The sequence below is a fragment of the Adhaeribacter pallidiroseus genome, from assembly GCF_003340495.1.
GTDB lineage: Bacteria > Bacteroidota > Bacteroidia > Cytophagales > Hymenobacteraceae > Adhaeribacter > Adhaeribacter pallidiroseus.
Genome location: NZ_QASA01000002.1, coordinates 14,322 through 29,919, shown reverse-complemented (window position 1 = coordinate 29,919; position 15,598 = coordinate 14,322). Strand labels below are relative to the sequence as shown.

15 protein-coding genes are annotated in these 15,598 nt (G+C 43.2%); 5 read left to right on the top strand and 10 right to left on the bottom strand.

All coding sequences use genetic code 11. From position 1 onward, the window contains the following. Positions 1-19: 19 nt before the first annotated feature. Complete coding sequence (locus AHMF7616_RS25310) at positions 20-277, bottom strand: helix-turn-helix domain-containing protein (protein ID WP_115375798.1); 258 nt, start codon at positions 275-277, stop codon at positions 20-22. Positions 278-378: 101 nt separating this feature from the next. Here AHMF7616_RS25310 and AHMF7616_RS25305 point away from each other — a divergent pair, with 101 nt between their 5' ends. Then, positions 379-1,086, top strand: a complete 708-nt coding sequence (locus AHMF7616_RS25305; RefSeq protein WP_115375797.1) for a hypothetical protein — start codon at positions 379-381, stop codon at positions 1,084-1,086. On the opposite strand, the gene AHMF7616_RS25300 is transcribed toward AHMF7616_RS25305, so the two are convergent. The 3 genes from AHMF7616_RS25300 to AHMF7616_RS25295 all read right to left on the bottom strand — a co-directional run bounded on the left by AHMF7616_RS25300 (position 1,057) and on the right by AHMF7616_RS25295 (position 3,714). Next, positions 1,057-1,830, bottom strand: a complete 774-nt coding sequence (locus tag AHMF7616_RS25300) for an IS110 family RNA-guided transposase (protein ID WP_262511755.1) — start codon at positions 1,828-1,830, stop codon at positions 1,057-1,059. The two genes, AHMF7616_RS25305 and AHMF7616_RS25300, sit on opposite strands and share 30 nt — an antisense overlap. Positions 1,831-1,856: 26 nt before the next feature. Next, complete coding sequence (locus AHMF7616_RS26585) at positions 1,857-1,997, bottom strand: hypothetical protein (RefSeq protein ID WP_158546258.1); 141 nt, start codon at positions 1,995-1,997, stop codon at positions 1,857-1,859. A gap of 541 nt (positions 1,998-2,538) precedes the next feature. Next, positions 2,539-3,714, bottom strand: a complete 1,176-nt coding sequence (locus AHMF7616_RS25295; protein WP_115375795.1) for an alpha/beta hydrolase — start codon at positions 3,712-3,714, stop codon at positions 2,539-2,541. Between the two features lie 225 nt (positions 3,715-3,939). Between AHMF7616_RS25295 and AHMF7616_RS25290 the strand changes: the two genes are divergently transcribed. Together AHMF7616_RS25290 and AHMF7616_RS25285 are read left to right on the top strand one after the other, a co-directional pair. Next, complete coding sequence (locus AHMF7616_RS25290; RefSeq protein WP_115375865.1) at positions 3,940-4,509, top strand: RNA polymerase sigma factor; 570 nt, start codon at positions 3,940-3,942, stop codon at positions 4,507-4,509. A 231-nt stretch (positions 4,510-4,740) separates the two neighbouring features. Then, a complete protein-coding gene (locus AHMF7616_RS25285; RefSeq protein ID WP_115375794.1) occupies positions 4,741-4,965 on the top strand; it encodes a hypothetical protein in 225 nt (74 codons plus the stop codon). Between the two features lie 33 nt (positions 4,966-4,998). Here AHMF7616_RS25285 and AHMF7616_RS25280 read toward each other — a convergent pair whose 3' ends face one another. Next, entirely contained in the window at positions 4,999-5,250 is a 252-nt protein-coding gene (locus AHMF7616_RS25280) for a hypothetical protein (protein ID WP_115375793.1), read from the bottom strand. A gap of 263 nt (positions 5,251-5,513) precedes the next feature. Between AHMF7616_RS25280 and AHMF7616_RS25275 the strand changes: the two genes are divergently transcribed. After that, positions 5,514-5,942 (top strand): hypothetical protein, encoded by a 429-nt coding sequence (locus AHMF7616_RS25275; protein ID WP_115375792.1) that lies wholly within the window; start codon positions 5,514-5,516, stop codon positions 5,940-5,942. A 22-nt stretch (positions 5,943-5,964) separates the two neighbouring features. On the opposite strand, the gene AHMF7616_RS25270 is transcribed toward AHMF7616_RS25275, so the two are convergent. The 5 genes from AHMF7616_RS25270 to AHMF7616_RS25245 form a co-directional block, all read right to left on the bottom strand. Further along, positions 5,965-7,056, bottom strand: a complete 1,092-nt coding sequence (locus AHMF7616_RS25270; protein WP_115375791.1) for a PAS domain-containing sensor histidine kinase — start codon at positions 7,054-7,056, stop codon at positions 5,965-5,967. 481 nt (positions 7,057-7,537) lie between these two features. Further along, entirely contained in the window at positions 7,538-7,936 is a 399-nt protein-coding gene (locus tag AHMF7616_RS25260) for a response regulator (protein WP_115375789.1), read from the bottom strand. A gap of 112 nt (positions 7,937-8,048) precedes the next feature. After that, positions 8,049-8,450, bottom strand: a complete 402-nt coding sequence (locus AHMF7616_RS25255) for a response regulator (RefSeq protein WP_115375788.1) — start codon at positions 8,448-8,450, stop codon at positions 8,049-8,051. A gap of 64 nt (positions 8,451-8,514) precedes the next feature. After that, the gene (locus tag AHMF7616_RS25250) at positions 8,515-11,958 is read right to left on the bottom strand and encodes a PAS domain-containing protein (RefSeq protein ID WP_115375787.1); all 3,444 of its coding nucleotides are present in this window, start codon (positions 11,956-11,958) and stop codon (positions 8,515-8,517) included. Between the two features lie 534 nt (positions 11,959-12,492). Then, positions 12,493-12,921, bottom strand: a complete 429-nt coding sequence (locus AHMF7616_RS25245; RefSeq protein ID WP_115375786.1) for a hypothetical protein — start codon at positions 12,919-12,921, stop codon at positions 12,493-12,495. Positions 12,922-13,561: 640 nt separating this feature from the next. Here AHMF7616_RS25245 and AHMF7616_RS25240 point away from each other — a divergent pair. Continuing rightward, a complete protein-coding gene (locus AHMF7616_RS25240) occupies positions 13,562-15,553 on the top strand; it encodes a hypothetical protein (RefSeq protein WP_115375785.1) in 1,992 nt (663 codons plus the stop codon). The last annotated feature ends 45 nt before the right edge of the window (positions 15,554-15,598 follow it).

Genomic DNA, 15,598 nt, shown 5'->3' with positions numbered 1-15,598 from the left:
GCGGCTTGCTCGCGCACCTTTAAGTTCCGGTGGCGGCATCCAAGGGCGGTTGGTACCGGCTCAGATCCACTTGCATGCGGGCAATCACTTCTTCCGGCCGGATTTCTAAGATGGCCGCGATCTTAAACAAGGTATGGAGCGTGGGAACCCGTAAATCCCGTTCTAACAAGGAAATATACGAACGATCCAGATTGACCTGGAAAGCAAAAGCTTCCTGACTGATCTTTTTGGCTTGGCGGAGCTCCCGTAAAACTGACCCAAAAGAACGCTCCTGCATATGGTGACTATGAGTCACAAAAAAGCAGCGAAAAATACTTGCATTCTACGGACTATAGTCCGAATTTTTGTATCTTTGTGGGCATCACAATCTTGAATAGTATGTCTACTGGAGAAACCATTCTGCAATTATGTAAGCAACACCAGCTCACGCTGCCTTTTGCCGTTCGTAAAAACACCTGGTCGCGCGAGTACTACGTCCTAGTGGAAGGACTGGATCAATTCCGGCGCATTGCTACCGGGGCTCCCACCAAACAAGGACAGCTGGTGCGGATCTTTGAAGGGTACGCCCCCTGGCGAGAGGAACGCACTATTCCCCAGGCCAATCAGCGGGTGTGGGAGTACGTACCCGATGCGGATATAAGCGTTTACCAGCGAGGCCAGCAAGAAGGTCAAGTGTACGAGCTGCACTACCGTCTATTCTGGGGCAAATACAAGGGCTTAAGCGTCGAAGAGATCTGCCAGGAGCACCTGGACTACCTTGAATGGGCGATAGAGCGGATTGAAAAGAATTTTTGTTTAAGTGCCGCGGCCATCGCTAGCTTAACGGCGAGTGGTCTGGAGCTGGACCCATTCATTCTGGAATTAAACCAGGCGAAGTTAATTTGGTACGCACACGGACTGGCCGAGGACCATTTACCGGGTTATTACGGGTATTTGTTACTGCCGGTGGACGATCCGTGGATGAGCGAAGAAGAACGAGCCGTGGCACAAGAGAAGTATGATAAATTTATGGCGGAACAGGAGCGCTTACTCGGCGCAGCACCTGCTCCCATCGATTCACCGGAGGCCAAAAGCTTGTTTAAGTAATTTATTGCAAACCGCAATCAAAGCTAATTTGCCATTCTTACCTTTTGCTACCAAGCGCTCATAAAGGGCCTTGCAAGCTGCATTGGATTTCTTTGCCGAGAAGCTGCAAACATATAATTTGCTTCGAATTAAGCTGCCACCCATTTTAGTAATGCGCGTCTTTCCTCGGATGCTCGTGCCCGAAGTATATTCCCGGGGAGAGAGGCCAGCTTTAACAATCAACTGGCGGTAATTATCCATTTTCTGAAAGCTGCCAGCAAATAAAAGCAACATGCCGGCTGTTTTTTTACCAATCCCTGGAATAGAAGAAAGTAATTGGATCTCCTTTTTAAAAGTATCCTCCAGAGTGGCTAGTAGCTTTTCTTGGATTTGCTTCACTTGCTTATCGAGCATTTTTAAAGTTTGCTTCAGGCTTTTTACGGCTAATGCGCTAACTATCGGTTGCCGCTCTAGAGCCGCCAGGGAGTTGATGACCATGGTTCTTTGCCGGATGAGCTGCTCGGTAACCTGTTCTAGCTGCCGACATTCCACGATCACTGGCTCTTCCGGTTGCCAGGAAGCTACCTGGTTCTGTTCCCCATAGCGCTTGATCCATTGCGCATCCTTCTTGTCACTTTTTCCTTTGCCCAAGTGCATTTGGATGTAACGCTTAATAACAACCGGGTTCACTACCCCTACTTGCGTGCCGTGTTCATATAAGAAGTAAGCTAGCTGCAAGTAATAAATTCCGGTCGCTTCCATCACATAAAGACTCTCGATACCACACTGTTTCACCAGCTTTTGAAAACAAAACCAGCTTTATTATTACCTACTTCCAGGTGCTGAAGCTTATCCACTAGGGAGAAGCATACCGTTAAGGTATCTTTACTTACATCAATACCAATTACTTTTTGTTTGGCGAATAGAATCATAGCTTAAAGTGTTAACCAAAAGGTAGACTAAAAAAGAAAGAAGAGTAATGGTAGCTTTCTCTATCCTCTTGCAAGCTCTTTAGGCTTCATGGAACTGTTCAAAGTACCCATAAAAAAGGAAGGGGATTATCATGTAAAACAGGTTCTTAAGACCTAATAAAATTGCGAATCTTACTCCTTCCTTTCTTCTCTTTTATCCCAATATAAGCATCAAAGCAAACATAGGATAAAAGTGGTTATAAGCCAATTTTGCTGAACAGGCTACAGATAATTATTATAAATTAGAGTTTATATATTTTTAATTTAGCTACAATAGTAATGCTTTCAAATTTGCTTTAAACAACATCACAATTGGTATGAAATGGTACGATTGGATTGCTGCTGGTATTTACCAATCTCCACCCGTTGATTTTTTATCTTTGCTTCTCCACAATGAGCCCAATTAAATATAAGCAGGATAGATTTTGACCGGGATCTTTCTAAAACGCAAAAGAGATTGACTGGTAGAGTCAATCTCTTTTAAAAAAACAAAATTCCGTCTTTATTTACTAAAAGCTTTCTTGAGATCTGCCACGGCTAAAGCCTGCGCTTCTTTAGCTTCCGGTAAGACGGTAGCCATACCGAAAAACTCGTGCGTTACACCGTTATACGTCTTTTGATTCACCGCAACCCCCGCTGCTTTTAACTTCTCGGCTAACATTTCGCCTTCCGTTAGTAAAGGATCCAGCTGCGCATTGATAATGGTGGTAGGAGGTATACTTTTTAGGTCCGGTGCTTTAGCTAGAGTAATCAGAGGATTGTTGCCATCTGCGGCACTACGAAGATATTGTTTAAAAAACCATTCCATCATAGGCTTATCTAAGGGTTTAGCGCTGGCATATTGCTGATAGGACTTGGTATTGGTATCGTAGCCAGCGATTGGATAAACGAGCACTTGATAAATGGGAACCATGGCCCCTTTTTGCTTGGCCATCATACTCACCGCCGCGGCTAAATTGCCCCCGGCACTTTCGCCTACCAGGGCCACCCGCTTGGGATCCCCTTTGAGGGAAGTCGCATTTCTAAGTACCCACTCATATGCCGCATAAGAATCATTGTGGGCTGTGGGGAATTTATGTTCGGGCCCCTGCCGGTAAGCTACCGATATTACTACTGCCCCGGCCTGCTCGGCCAATCCTTGAGCGGAAGCGTTGTAGGTATCTAAGTTGGCAATGACCCAGCCTCCCCCGTGGTAATAGACAATCACCGGGAAAGGTCCCGGCCCCGTTTGGGGTGTATACACCCGGGCGTGGATCGAACCTCCCGCTACCGGGATGCTTTTACCCGTAGTATCGACCTGCGCCGGCGGCACGGGGATATTATTTTCTTGCATCACGTCCATTACCGCCGTCGTGGGACTCGGCTGCTGCCGGGCTTGTGGGGCGGACAAGGTAGGCAGTGGCGGGGCTTTATAACTAGCTAATTTCTCCAGCACTACTTGCATCGGAGCCGTTATTTCGGGCGCCCAGGTCGGTTTCGGTCCTTTGGGCGTTAACGCACCAGTGCTGGCCAGACTATCCGTGGCGTTAGCTACCGAATCAGCTGTCGTGCTGGCTGCATTAGCCGTGGTTTCCTTCTGCGGGGAATTACAACCCGCAACAAATAGACCTATACTAAGCAACAAAATACGGTATCGGACAAAGGAAGTTTGCAGTTTAAGCGTCTGTTTTTGGTTCATCTTTTTATAAGTTAGAAGCGACTTTTATTTAGGAAGTACGTACGTATAAAAACGGGTAAGTTGTTTGCTTTTCTTGGCTGGAAAGAAAAACTTTTTTCACTACCGTTGCCTATCCGCAACTCCTTTTGTTTATGGTCTAACTGGTTGTTAGCGTGCTCAAATCATTTAAATTGTTTGCTATAAAATGCTTTAACTGTACATTCCTTGCTACCAGATTCCCTAATCGTGCTACCTGATCTCGAAAAAGACCATTACACTACTGCAGTTGCAATAAAAGAAAGGACGGAACACCAACTTGTTCGAGCACTCCGGGCGCAAGAGGAATCTGCCTGGAGGAATTTATATGAGGCGTATGCGCCTGCGCTGTACGGCGTTATTCTCCGGATCGTGAAAGGGGAAGCATTGGCAGAAGAGATTCTGCAGGAGTGTTTCCTGAAGATTTGGCAATCTTTTGGTCAGTATGATCCAGCCAGGGGCAAATTGTTTACTTGGCTAATTAACATTGCCCGGCATTTAGCCATTGATAAAATTCGTTCCCGGAGTTATTTAGAAGATTTAAGAACCCAAAAAATAGAAACAAGCCACTGGCCAGTGGGGTACCCTGGTTTCCAGCCGGAACATATGGGGCTGCGGAAACTAGTGGATCAGTTAGCTCCATCCCAGCGGATTGTTATTGATTTGATGTATTTTGAAGGGTATACGCAAAGTGAGATTGCTCAAGAACTGGCGATTCCTTTGGGTACGGTGAAAACCAGGGCTCGGTCTGCTTTGCAACTTCTGCGAAAATTAATGTAGTTTAAGTTAAGGTCCTGATGGCTGAAAGTTTATACTTCCAACTAAGCGAAATATACAAGTTCACTTCTTTTTAGGTTTAAGCTGTAAGATTTCGAGCAGCTAAAGGGTGGTAAGAAAGTTGAGCTAACTCAATAGCTAATACAGGGGTTATTTTAATCTAATGCAAGAAGAGCGGGAAATTAGACTAGAGCTAGTTTGCTAAAAGAAAGCAGTTACTTTACAACGGTTATTATGAGTTTAGCTAACATTGATTTAAACCAATATAGTATTGTGCGCCACCGGGATACGGATAAAGTATACGTGTACGAAACCGCTAAATACCCGCCTTTCAAAGCGGCAGCGGAGCATCAAGAATTGGGATGTTATGCGTTAGACCGGAATGGCCAAATCAATTTAGATACGCGGTTTACTTTTAAGAAAGAACAGCTTTTCTTGCAACCGATTCGCTGGTCCTAGAATTTAGAGGCAGGAGTAGATTTAATGTTGGGATCATTTTTCGATTAGTAAATAAGTGACCCCATCATAGGCTTCACCGCGACAGGTAAATGAGCCTAAGTGCTGGAGGCGATCTTCCAATTGCAGAATAACGGCATCCGGTATCGCTCTTTTTTTCATTTCCCGGGTATTGCGTACCAAAATATAGGTCTTGGTTTCGGTAACTTCTACTACCTGCTTTAAAAACAGCGGGGAAGGAGTAATTAAATACTCGTAGATTGCTTGTTTGGTTCTTCTTAACTCCATGCTCCTGCTGTCCTTTCTTCCGGTTTAAGTAATCCGTATTTGTAACAACGTTGTTTTTTCTACAATGATACTTTACGGTTGCTAAAACTATGCTGTTATTGTGGCCTGTTTAGGATAATAACAAGAAAGCCATGGCATTATGAGGTGAGTTAATTATTGTATGACGTAGTAAGCCAACCGTAGCAATCCACTTGATTGCTCGGCTCGTTTCTTTTTTGATATTTTAAGCCACTCTCTTAGTATTAGCCAAATTCTCGCCGATAATGTATACGTCTACTACCCGCCGCTTGTACGAAAATGAAGTTCTTACCATTTACCTGGAGCTGGATTTATCTTTACTACGCCTGGATTGGAAACAGCAACCTAGTAGTCCTGAATACCGAATGGGTTATCATCAGGCCATCCTGTTGGCTTTAGAATACAGAACCTTGTACTGGTTAACGGATTCCCGGCAAGTATTGTACCTGCACCAGGCGGATCAACACTGGATGTACGCTAAAATGCGGCCTTTGCTAAAAGGAGGTAAGTTGCAACGGATGGCGATTGTCTTACAACCTGAGACCTTAATCATGACCGACCAAAAACCCCTGCATGACAATACAGGGAATCCTTTCCCCAGCAAGAAGCTTTTTCACCTGGACTTCTTTCTGGATGTAGACTCCGCTTTAGCTTGGCTGCAGGAAAATAATTAAAGTAACAATTCCCTTTTTGTTCTTATTCTTTGGGTACCTCGATAAAGAAGGTAGAGCCTTGATTTTCCTGGCTTTCAAACCAAATCCTTCCCTGATGGAGTTCCACGATATTCTTGATGATGGACATACCTAAGCCCACGCTTTTTTCTCCCCGAAGTCCCGGTCGGCGAGCCTTGGTGAACTTATCGAATAAGGTAGCTTGCAAGGACTCCGGTATGCCAATACCGTTATCGGCCACCGTAATGAGAATGTAAGGATCCCGGTCTTCTAAAACAAGGGAAATGGTGCCCTTATCGGGTGTAAACTTAATAGCGTTGGAAATAAGATTGTTTAATACCTGCATGAACTTGAGTTCATCCACCTGCATGAAAATGGGTATCTGAGAAGGAATAAACGCGAAGTTTTTGGGGATTAAAGTAGTTCCCGTTTTATAGTTGTTCATCATGTCGGCAATGGCCCGGGCAATATCAACCCGTTCCTTGTTGAGGTTGATTTGGGAGGATTCTAAAAATTCGTTATTAACAAAGTCCCGGATTAAATCAGATCCCCGTTTGGCGTCGGCTTTTAGCATACTCATAATTTGATCCACGTCCAGATTCCCGGCTTTAATTTGATCCTCTAAGGCCCGTACTAGGCCTTGAATATTAGCAAAGGGGCTGGCTAGATCGTGGGAAAGTATTTCTAGAGTCGAGTCCTTCTTGGCGTTAAATTTCTGCAACGTAGTAATATTGGCTTTGCTACTCGTGGTATCATAAGCCCAGCCGCTGATATAATCTTGTTCTTCGTGTTGGACGATGTGCGCGTTTAGGCTGAGCCACTTAATGGTTTGATTGGGAGCAATAATGCGGAATTCTAATTGTACTGGGGTGCGCAATTGTCTTAACTTTTGGTATTCCTGAGCCATATAGGTCTTATCTTCCGGATAGATCAAAGGCAAGAGTAAATCAGGCTCTACCAGAAACCGCTCGGGTGATTCTTGACAGAGCTCCCAAAAAGCGGGACTGATGTAAGAAAACTGGTCTTCGGCTAGGTTATAGGAAAAATAGAGTTGGCCGAATTGGGTGGTAGTCGCTTGAAAATTTGCAATTAAAAGGGCATCGTGGTTTATCTTCATGTTGGGAGGCGCTAGCAAAAATAGGTTCGGGTAAATAAAGGGTCGTCTAGGCAAACTCCGTATACTGACTTTTTAGCCAACGGGAATGGCATAAAAACAAGAAGTTTCTCGCACTATAAGAAGTAAGTCGAAAGCCTTTTTTTGGTTTGATAATTACTCAGCAAAGATATGTTGCGACATAGGAACTAACCATCCGCCGGTTTTGATTTACTAGAATAAGAAACTTTAAACCCGATGTTATTGCCCAAAAAAGTTCTCGTGATCGATGCCGATCACACGGCTCTTTTCTTAGCCCACTTAGCTATTAAGGGCATTACCAAGGAAGTTCAGGTGCAGATGGCTCAAAATGGTCAGGATGCTTTAAACCTAGTGCGAACGGATTGTTCCCAGGAGCAATGCCCTACTGTAATTTTTTTAGATATTCAGAGTTACCACCGTGACGAAATTAAGTTCTTAGAGGAACTCCAAAACGCACCTAATCTCAGACACCTGGCTTTGCGAATTGTTTTGTTTGCTTCGACAAAGGCTTGGAAGTGAATTCCTGAACGCCTAAGTCTTTGAATATTTCTATCTGCTGGGGAGTTGTGTTAATGGCTAAAAGCAAAAAGACGACATTATTATTCCTTAGAAGATCTATCTTATTTAAGGCTTCCATCAACTCCATCCCATCCATGACGGACATATGATGATCCAAAATCACAAAAGCCGGACAATTATTTGAGTTAGAACTGCAATTAGTTATCAGATAGTCAAAAGCTAATTTCCCGTTGGTAAGCACAGTTACTTCGTGCTTAATCTCCATTCTCTTTAAAATGTTTTCATTGATATAAATTGAGGTGGGATCATCATCCACTAATAAAATTTTATTAAGTTTTTTCATATTAAATGGAGGTCGTTTTATTGGATTCTAATAATGTACAATAACTTAAAGGGATTGTACTTATAAGAAAAGAGCTTAACCTGGGGCTTATTATATTTACTTAAGAAGCTTTTTAATCTTCAAAGTGCTCGTCCAAAATTCTTCTTAAAGCGGCTTCCGTTAAAGGCTTATTCAATAATCCTGTAATCTGGGCGCGTTCTACTTTTTCAACATCATTGGGGTTTAAAGAAGTAGTAAGCATGATAATCACCACGGATTGGCGCTGCGCCAGTTCTAGTTGCTCGTAGGCCTTCAGAAACTCAAAGCCATCCATCACGGGCATATTAATATCCAATAAAATGAGCTGGGGACATTCCGGTCCGGGGCAGTTGGCCTGAAGAAGTTGCAAGGCTTCTAAGCCATTCAGTGCCACCAATAGCTTTTCAGCTACGTCTAACTTTTGAAACAAACGTTTGTTCAGAAAGTTAGCAGTAGTGTCATCATCCACCAGCAAGGCGCAAGTAATTTTAGGCATGTTCTATTTTTCTATTAATCTTTATAGTTTCTATTAATCTTTATAGTATTAATAAGCAGCTTTACTAGCTGGCTGGTTGGTCTCGTTTAAAATAAGCCCGGAACGTGGATCCTTGATGGAGAATGCTTTCCACTTCAATTTTCCCACCGGCATTCTCCATGATCTTCTTGACCATGTACAAGCCAATACCGGTTCCTTCCACGTGATTATGCAATCGCTTAAACATGGTAAAAAGCTTGGTACTACCGGAAAGATCCAGGCCTAAGCCATTATCCTGCACCGAAAGTATTTGGTATTCTTCCGTTTCGGCACAATGGATACGAATTAACGGGGCACGTAAAGAGGAGTGGTATTTAATAGCGTTAGACAGTAGGTTATAAATAATGCTGCGTAAGTTCTTGGGCGAAAACCGGATCGTGGGGCAGTGAGTTACATCGACTTCTATTTGCGCTTGCGAAGCTTGTATTTTAGTAGCCAAGTCTAACCGCACTTCCTGGATCAAGGCGGTTAAGTCGATGGGGGTGGCTTCGCGGCTATTTTCTTTTTGCAGTTTGGTGATTTCGGTTAAATGTTCAATCGTGCGTTTAAAACGCTGCACCGAATCTAAGATTAAATGCAGCGTGTACTGCACGTCTTCTTCTTGCAGACTAGCGGGAGAAAGCTGATCCTGCAGGGCCTCTATCAAACCTTCAATGTTGAGAATAGGGGCTTTTAAGTCGTGCGAAGCAGTGTAGATGAAATTATCCAGGTCCACGTTCACGCGCCGGAGTTGCTCATTAGCCTTCAATAAACTATTTGCTAGAGCCGTTGCTTGTTGTTCACTTTTCTCAATAGCTTCCCGAGCTTCCACCTGATCGGTAATATCTTGTACCAAAGTGTAAAAACCGATTACTTCCCCATTCTGACGATCCGGGATATAACTGGTACGAATGTGTTTCGTAAAGTCTTCCCGGAACGGCATGGTAGCTTCAAAATCTACGCGTTCGCCGGCTAAAGCCCGGTCGATATATCCTTTGATGTTAGGATAAGCTTTTTCCCCCGCTATCTCGCGGATGGGTTGACCTAATAGATCTGCTGCTTTACGGTTGAACCAATTCTCGTAAGCCCGATTGGCAAACCGGTATTTCTCATCCAGATCCAAGTAGCCAATGAGTACCGGTAAAGCATCCGTAATAAGCCGGAGCTGTCGGGCACTGGCTTCACTGGCTTGACGGGCTTTTACCTGCTCACTGACGTCCGTAGCAACGGCCGCTACGCTCATCACCCGCCCTTGATCATCATGTAAAGGTTGATAAACAAAGTTGAGATACACCGTTTCCAATTGATCATTACGCTGGAATAAGGCGGCTACTTCATTAGCTACAAAAGGCTCTCCGGTGTGCATTACTTGATCGAGTAATTCTCGAAAACCTTGGTCGCGCACTTCCGGCAACGCTTCAAATATAGCTTTGCCTAATACCTGCTCCGGAGTCCGGCCCCACAAGGCCGCTACCCGGGTATTGGCAACTTCAACCACGTATTCCACACCCCGGAAAATGGCTACCGCCACGGGAGCTTGTTCAAAAAGGGCTTGCAGCTGTTTTTGCTGCACTTGCTGCTGCCGTCGGGCTTGTACTTGCTCGGTAACGTCGTAAGCAAAAGTAGAAATCCCCGCAATCTGGTTGTTTTCGCGGTAAGCCTGGTAGGTAAAAGTAAAATACTTTTCTACCGCGGGTTTTCCGTCCGGCTGATCTACCAGTAGGGGTAACTCATGACCAAAGTAAGTTTCACCTGTTTGGTAGACCTGATCCAAAAGCGCCACGAAGCCGCCGGGCGCTGCTTCGGGTAAAGCTTGGGCGATGGGTAATCCGAGTAACGGCCGCCCGGTGAAAATTTGTTGAAAGGCGGCGTTAAAGTATTCAAACCGGTGTTCCGGGCCGCGATTAATGCTAATAGCGGCGGGCGTGCTCGCAAATACTTGGTAAAACGTTTCGCGTTCCTGAACCATTCTTTGGGCGGTAGCCAGTAATTCGATTTGTAAAGCTTCCGCGCGTTGCCGGGCTAATACCTTCTCCGTAACGTCTACGACAAAGGCCAGAACCCCTTGTATTTGCCCAAACTCATTTTTTAGGGGTTGGTAGATAAAATCGACGTAAAGTAGCTCGGGTTTACCCGTTGCTTGGTCATAAAGCTGGGCCGGCGTTTCCGTTCCTCGAAAAGGAATACCAGTGGCATACACCTGGTCTAACAAAGCAATAAAGCCTTGTTCCACTACTTCCGGAAACACTTCCGCCACAGTCCTTCCTAAATTTGTGCGATTACCCGAAAGGGCTTGGTAAGAATCATTGAAGAAATTATAGCGATGCTCCAAACCCACTAAAGTAGCAATAGAAGCAGGCACCTGCCCTAAAATTTGCTGGAGTTGATCTTGCTGCTCGCGTAATTGTTCCCGTTGTTGTTGGGTTTCCCGTAAAGCCTGCTGCAAGGCTTCTGTACGAGCCGCAACAAGCGATTCTAAGGATTTATTAAGTTCTTGCAAGGCTTGTTGAGCTTGCTGTAACTCTAGGTTTGTACTTATTAATTCTTCATTGCTAGCCTGTAATTCCTCGTTTATTGCTTGAAGCTCTTCATTGAGTTCTCGGATTTGTTTACTGCTCACCTCTAGCTGCTGGCGGGCTTTTACCTGAAGAGTTACTTCATAGGCAAACACCATAATACCATCTACTTGGCCGGCTAAATTGCGCGTGGCCTGGTAGATAAAGTTATAATAATTGTGCCCTAGTTCGTTGCCGGAGTTCTCATGGTCTAGTTGCACCAACATTTCGTGCGCATAAAAGCTCTCTCCGGTGCGATACACTTTGTCTAATAAACCAAAGATGGGCTGGCCGGCTAGTTCCGGCATGGCTTGTGCAATGGATTTACCTAATAAAGGTCGTTTTCCCACTAACTGCTGATAAGGTGGATTAACCAGTTTAAAAACGTGGTTTGGTCCTTGAAAAATACAGATCAGAGCGGGTGCCTGCATCAAGATACTGTGTAGTTGCCGTTTTTGCAGATTGGCTTCGGCGTAGGCGGCTTGTTCCCGAGTTAGGCTCTGCTGCACTCGTGTTTCAGCCAGTACTTGTTCGGTTATATCCGTAACCGAATGGATAATCTGGGTAACCCGACCCTGTTCATCTACTACAGGCCGGCTATCCAACCGCCAATAGCGTTCTAAGAACTTCCCGGTATGCAGAGGATCTGCTACATCATATCGCTGTTGAAGTATTTGTTGACGTTTACCCGTTCTTAATACTTTTTCCAATAAGGCTCGCAAATTAGCCGTTCCTTTCACCCCCGCTAGCTGGGGATTATCCGGGAATACCTCCCAAATAGAATGACCGATTAATTGCTCCCGGTCAGAAAACGACACAACTAAAAAATCATCACTAACGGCTTCAATTAATAACTCGGCAGAGAGCAGCAAGAAGGCACCAGGCAAGGCGTTAAAAATAGCATCATGGCTAGTAGCTGAAGAAAAAGCAGACATCAAATAGGAAAAGTAGTATCTAAAGAAATTCGTTAAGATAAGAAGTGCCACTAGGGCATTTATTACCCCCAAATTAGCAAATTTATTCTATACTGTATTTGCTTGTTTTAGTTGATATTATGATTAGTAAAAGGGAAAACTTGCTTGTTTAATGTTTCAATAATTGTCCAGTAAACCTAAAGTTCACCTGATCCATTAGAAAACGGGGTAATAAGCAGAAGAATGCACAAAAAACAGGGAAGCTTTGGAGTTGATGAAAACATTCCATAAAGCCATTCTTTAAATTAATGTGCCTGTTTGATTTTAGAGATGCGTTTAATAGATTGAATGGATACAAGCCACCATCTTCCATAGGCAATCAAAGAGCTAGCTACTGGCTTTATTTTCTAATCGGATCAGTTTTGTTCACTTCTCAACAAATTTCAACTAGCTTTCACCTGCTCGTTGTCGCTTATATAATCTGTAACCCCCATGTATGAAGATTCTACCATGGCAAACGACCCAACGAAATTTATCATTAATTTACAGAAGCCATTATAATTGAGAACGTGAGGAGGTGCCTGTTAACCACTCCAAAGCAGCTTCTTTGCTGGTAAAGTTTTTAATCAAATAACTGGATGGTGGGGTAGTTAAGACTTGAGCTTGTATCCAGTGCGCCATGGCTTCTAGTTTTGGGATAGAACTCACCAAGCGCGCTACTTTTTTTAAATGCGTTTGCTTGAGTTGGAGGGACACGCGGTAAATAAGGTGATTGTACTGCGTATCTTCTACTTCCACCATTGCCCGGCTAGAATCCAAGAGTATGTTTTGCACCTGGTAATCGTTGACATAATTTACCATAATCCTAAAACATTCTTCGGCTTCACTTAATTTATGCATTCGCATATCAGGTAACGTGACAAATATCGTATCCGAAGCCGAATCATAATCCAGAAGAAAAGATCCATCGTCAAATAATATCATGGAACAAACAAAGGAATGAAGAGGAATATTTATAATAATTTAAAAACCAGTTAAATCAAATTTAGTAAATATAGGCATAAACGTATTTACTTGGTTCTGTGAAGTCTCCGCAAAATGTGAATTTACTTTTAGCTAACTTAAACTAAATTTTGAATAGCGGTTGATATAAGTAATATAGGATATCTAATCCGAAAATGAGCTGACCAAGTTCATCTCGCAAAAGGACGGAATAATGATACTAGAATAAGCTTGGTATCATTAGGTCTTTTCTGGTTTATAGCCATCTTAAAAAAGCATCTCTTAAAATAAAAACCCTGCTGTGTTTTTGAGATGCATACTGGAGATAGTAATTATTATCTCTGATGAAAATATATAGACACGTTTTGAAAAAAGTACCCAGCAAGGTGCGCTCAATAAAATATTTAGCAGTACTTCAAAATAAGCGTTGGACTATTTCACAAAAGTTTCATTGACAGCCTAAAATTAAGAAATGCAATGAATTTTGCTTCTAACATAAAAAAGGTTCTTACCCAAACAAATATATAAATATTAATAAATATAACCTTTTATTTATATTGTTTATTAACGATATTGTTTTATATTTAAGGCAAATAATCATCCACTTATACTTATTGGTTTCATGAAAAAAATCTATTTTTTTTGCCAGGCCTTATGGCATGGTAACTGGAAAAATTATGCTTTTTCCAGCTTACTAGCTTTGGGGTTGTTATTCTTAAATGCCTGTAGCCTCCAACCGGAAAAAGGTTGGCAACCGGAAGTGAAAACTACTACCAGCGCTAATGTTATTAACCCCAATACTGAACAACCCACTGTTTTAGGTAGCCAGTTACCCAATCCTTATCTACTAGCTAATATGCGCCGGGCGTATACCAACGTAAAAGGCGGCACTTGGACCACGTTGGCCGCTACTAATTTGTACGTTCGGTTTAAGCCTACTACTAAAGAGCAATTAATTACCCTCGAAGAAACTCTGGATTTAGATTTATTTGATGAACCATTGGATTATCAGGTAATAACCGAAGGTGATTATTATCAGGACCCGGCTGTGCCTAGCGACCAAATAACTTGGCAATATGCAGTAGTGCCCACCAATTTTACTTTTCCAGCCGGAATCACGTATCAAACCTTAGCTTCGGTGCATATCCCTACTGACATAGCCGTAGAAGTTGAAGCCGAACGGCTAGCTGGTTTAAACGCTGATGGCGATGATTTAGCCGGCAACGCAGCCGCGATAACCCAACGGATACCTGATTGTAACCCAGGTTACCATTTTGACTACGATCTAAATAAGTGTGTGCCGGATGGTTGCCCTACTGGTTACGTCTGGGATGATGTATTAAAGAAATGCGTATCGGCTCCGGTTACTCCGCCATCACCCGCTGTTTCGACCATCGGTAAAATTAATGTGCAGGATACGCAATTAGGAGTGCAGGGACTACAAAAATTGCGGGTAGTGGCTAAGAGGTGGTTCAAGATAGAGCGCATGTATACTAATAGCACCGGTAATTTTACTTCTACTGCAAAATTCCGGAATAAAGTTAAAGTAATTCTCAAGTTTAAAAACGAAAACGCCAGTATCCGGAGCATCCGCGGTGTCCGTTTTTGGCAAGTAATTTCCTCAGTAAAGAAAGTGCTTGGTAAGTTTTCGGGCAGCCAGATTAATAACATACCGGCTTATACGTTCGTTAGAAATAATGATGTTAATTCTTTACAAACCCGGGATTGGGTAGCCGCTACTACGCACAATGCCGTACAACAATACCGATCTTTAATTATTGCGCAGGGAACTAGTGCGCCGCCAGCCGGTTTACGAATTTTAATCAGCAACTGGGGATCTTTAGGTGGAACGGGTGCTGCGCCTCTATTTGGTATTAGATTTTGGGATGGTTTAGAAACCGCTTTTGTCAATAACTTTATTGCTTCCGCTGTCAATCCTGTTGCGGGTGGATTTAACACGATGGTTGGCTACTTAAAACGGCAGATAGATGTAGTGTACAATTATAACGTAAGCGATTATACTAAGATTAACTCCGATTTAGTGGTAGAAACAATTTTTCATGAATTATCGCACACGGCTCTGTATACCCAAGCTGGTAATCTCTGGTACACCGCCGCCGTTGATGCTACGATTAATGAAATTATTAGCGCTACTGTTTCTTCCTCACCTAACCCTTATGGCCGGGGAAACACGAGTAGTTCGCCAATTATTGCTTTAAATGAAGGATGGGCCAGCCACTATGGACAATTTCTAGCTGATGCGAGATACGGTACTAACAGCTCTTGTGTACGGGTGCAAGACTATCAAACCAGTACTTGCTCTAATGGTACTATAAGGCCGCATATAGCCGCATTAGAAGCGTTTAATCCACTTTTACCTGATGATCCTTTCAAATGGATTCCAAGAGGACTTTTTCAGGATTTAATCGACAATACACCAGGTGAAATTACAGTTAATGATCAGGTTTCTTTATATACCAATCTACAATTAATAAATGCCATTGATTCGGAGATAAGATCGCCGCAATTATACCGGGAACGGCTTTTATCCGAAAACAGTAATAATCAAGCAACCCAAGTTAGAGATTTATTTAGACAATATGGTTATCAATAAGAGACATAAATTCATTCATCTAATTGGCTTTATTTGCTTAAGCGT

Excerpts from the sequence above, each read along its gene's own strand:
- AHMF7616_RS25310 (WP_115375798.1), bottom strand. The coding sequence starts at position 277 with ATGCAGGAGCGTTCTTTTGGGTCAGTTTTACGGGAGCTCCGCCAAGCC.
- AHMF7616_RS25305 (WP_115375797.1), top strand. The coding sequence starts at position 379 with ATGTCTACTGGAGAAACCATTCTGCAATTATGTAAGCAACACCAGCTC.
- AHMF7616_RS26585 (WP_158546258.1), bottom strand. The coding sequence starts at position 1,997 with ATGATTCTATTCGCCAAACAAAAAGTAATTGGTATTGATGTAAGTAAA.
- AHMF7616_RS25295 (WP_115375795.1), bottom strand. The coding sequence starts at position 3,714 with ATGAACCAAAAACAGACGCTTAAACTGCAAACTTCCTTTGTCCGATAC.
- AHMF7616_RS25285 (WP_115375794.1), top strand. The coding sequence starts at position 4,741 with ATGAGTTTAGCTAACATTGATTTAAACCAATATAGTATTGTGCGCCAC.
- AHMF7616_RS25280 (WP_115375793.1), bottom strand. The coding sequence starts at position 5,250 with ATGGAGTTAAGAAGAACCAAACAAGCAATCTACGAGTATTTAATTACT.
- AHMF7616_RS25275 (WP_115375792.1), top strand. The coding sequence starts at position 5,514 with ATGTATACGTCTACTACCCGCCGCTTGTACGAAAATGAAGTTCTTACC.
- AHMF7616_RS25270 (WP_115375791.1), bottom strand. The coding sequence starts at position 7,056 with ATGAAGATAAACCACGATGCCCTTTTAATTGCAAATTTTCAAGCGACT.
- AHMF7616_RS25260 (WP_115375789.1), bottom strand. The coding sequence starts at position 7,936 with ATGAAAAAACTTAATAAAATTTTATTAGTGGATGATGATCCCACCTCA.
- AHMF7616_RS25255 (WP_115375788.1), bottom strand. The coding sequence starts at position 8,450 with ATGCCTAAAATTACTTGCGCCTTGCTGGTGGATGATGACACTACTGCT.
- AHMF7616_RS25250 (WP_115375787.1), bottom strand. The coding sequence starts at position 11,958 with ATGTCTGCTTTTTCTTCAGCTACTAGCCATGATGCTATTTTTAACGCC.
- AHMF7616_RS25245 (WP_115375786.1), bottom strand. The coding sequence starts at position 12,921 with ATGATATTATTTGACGATGGATCTTTTCTTCTGGATTATGATTCGGCT.
- AHMF7616_RS25240 (WP_115375785.1), top strand. The coding sequence starts at position 13,562 with ATGAAAAAAATCTATTTTTTTTGCCAGGCCTTATGGCATGGTAACTGG.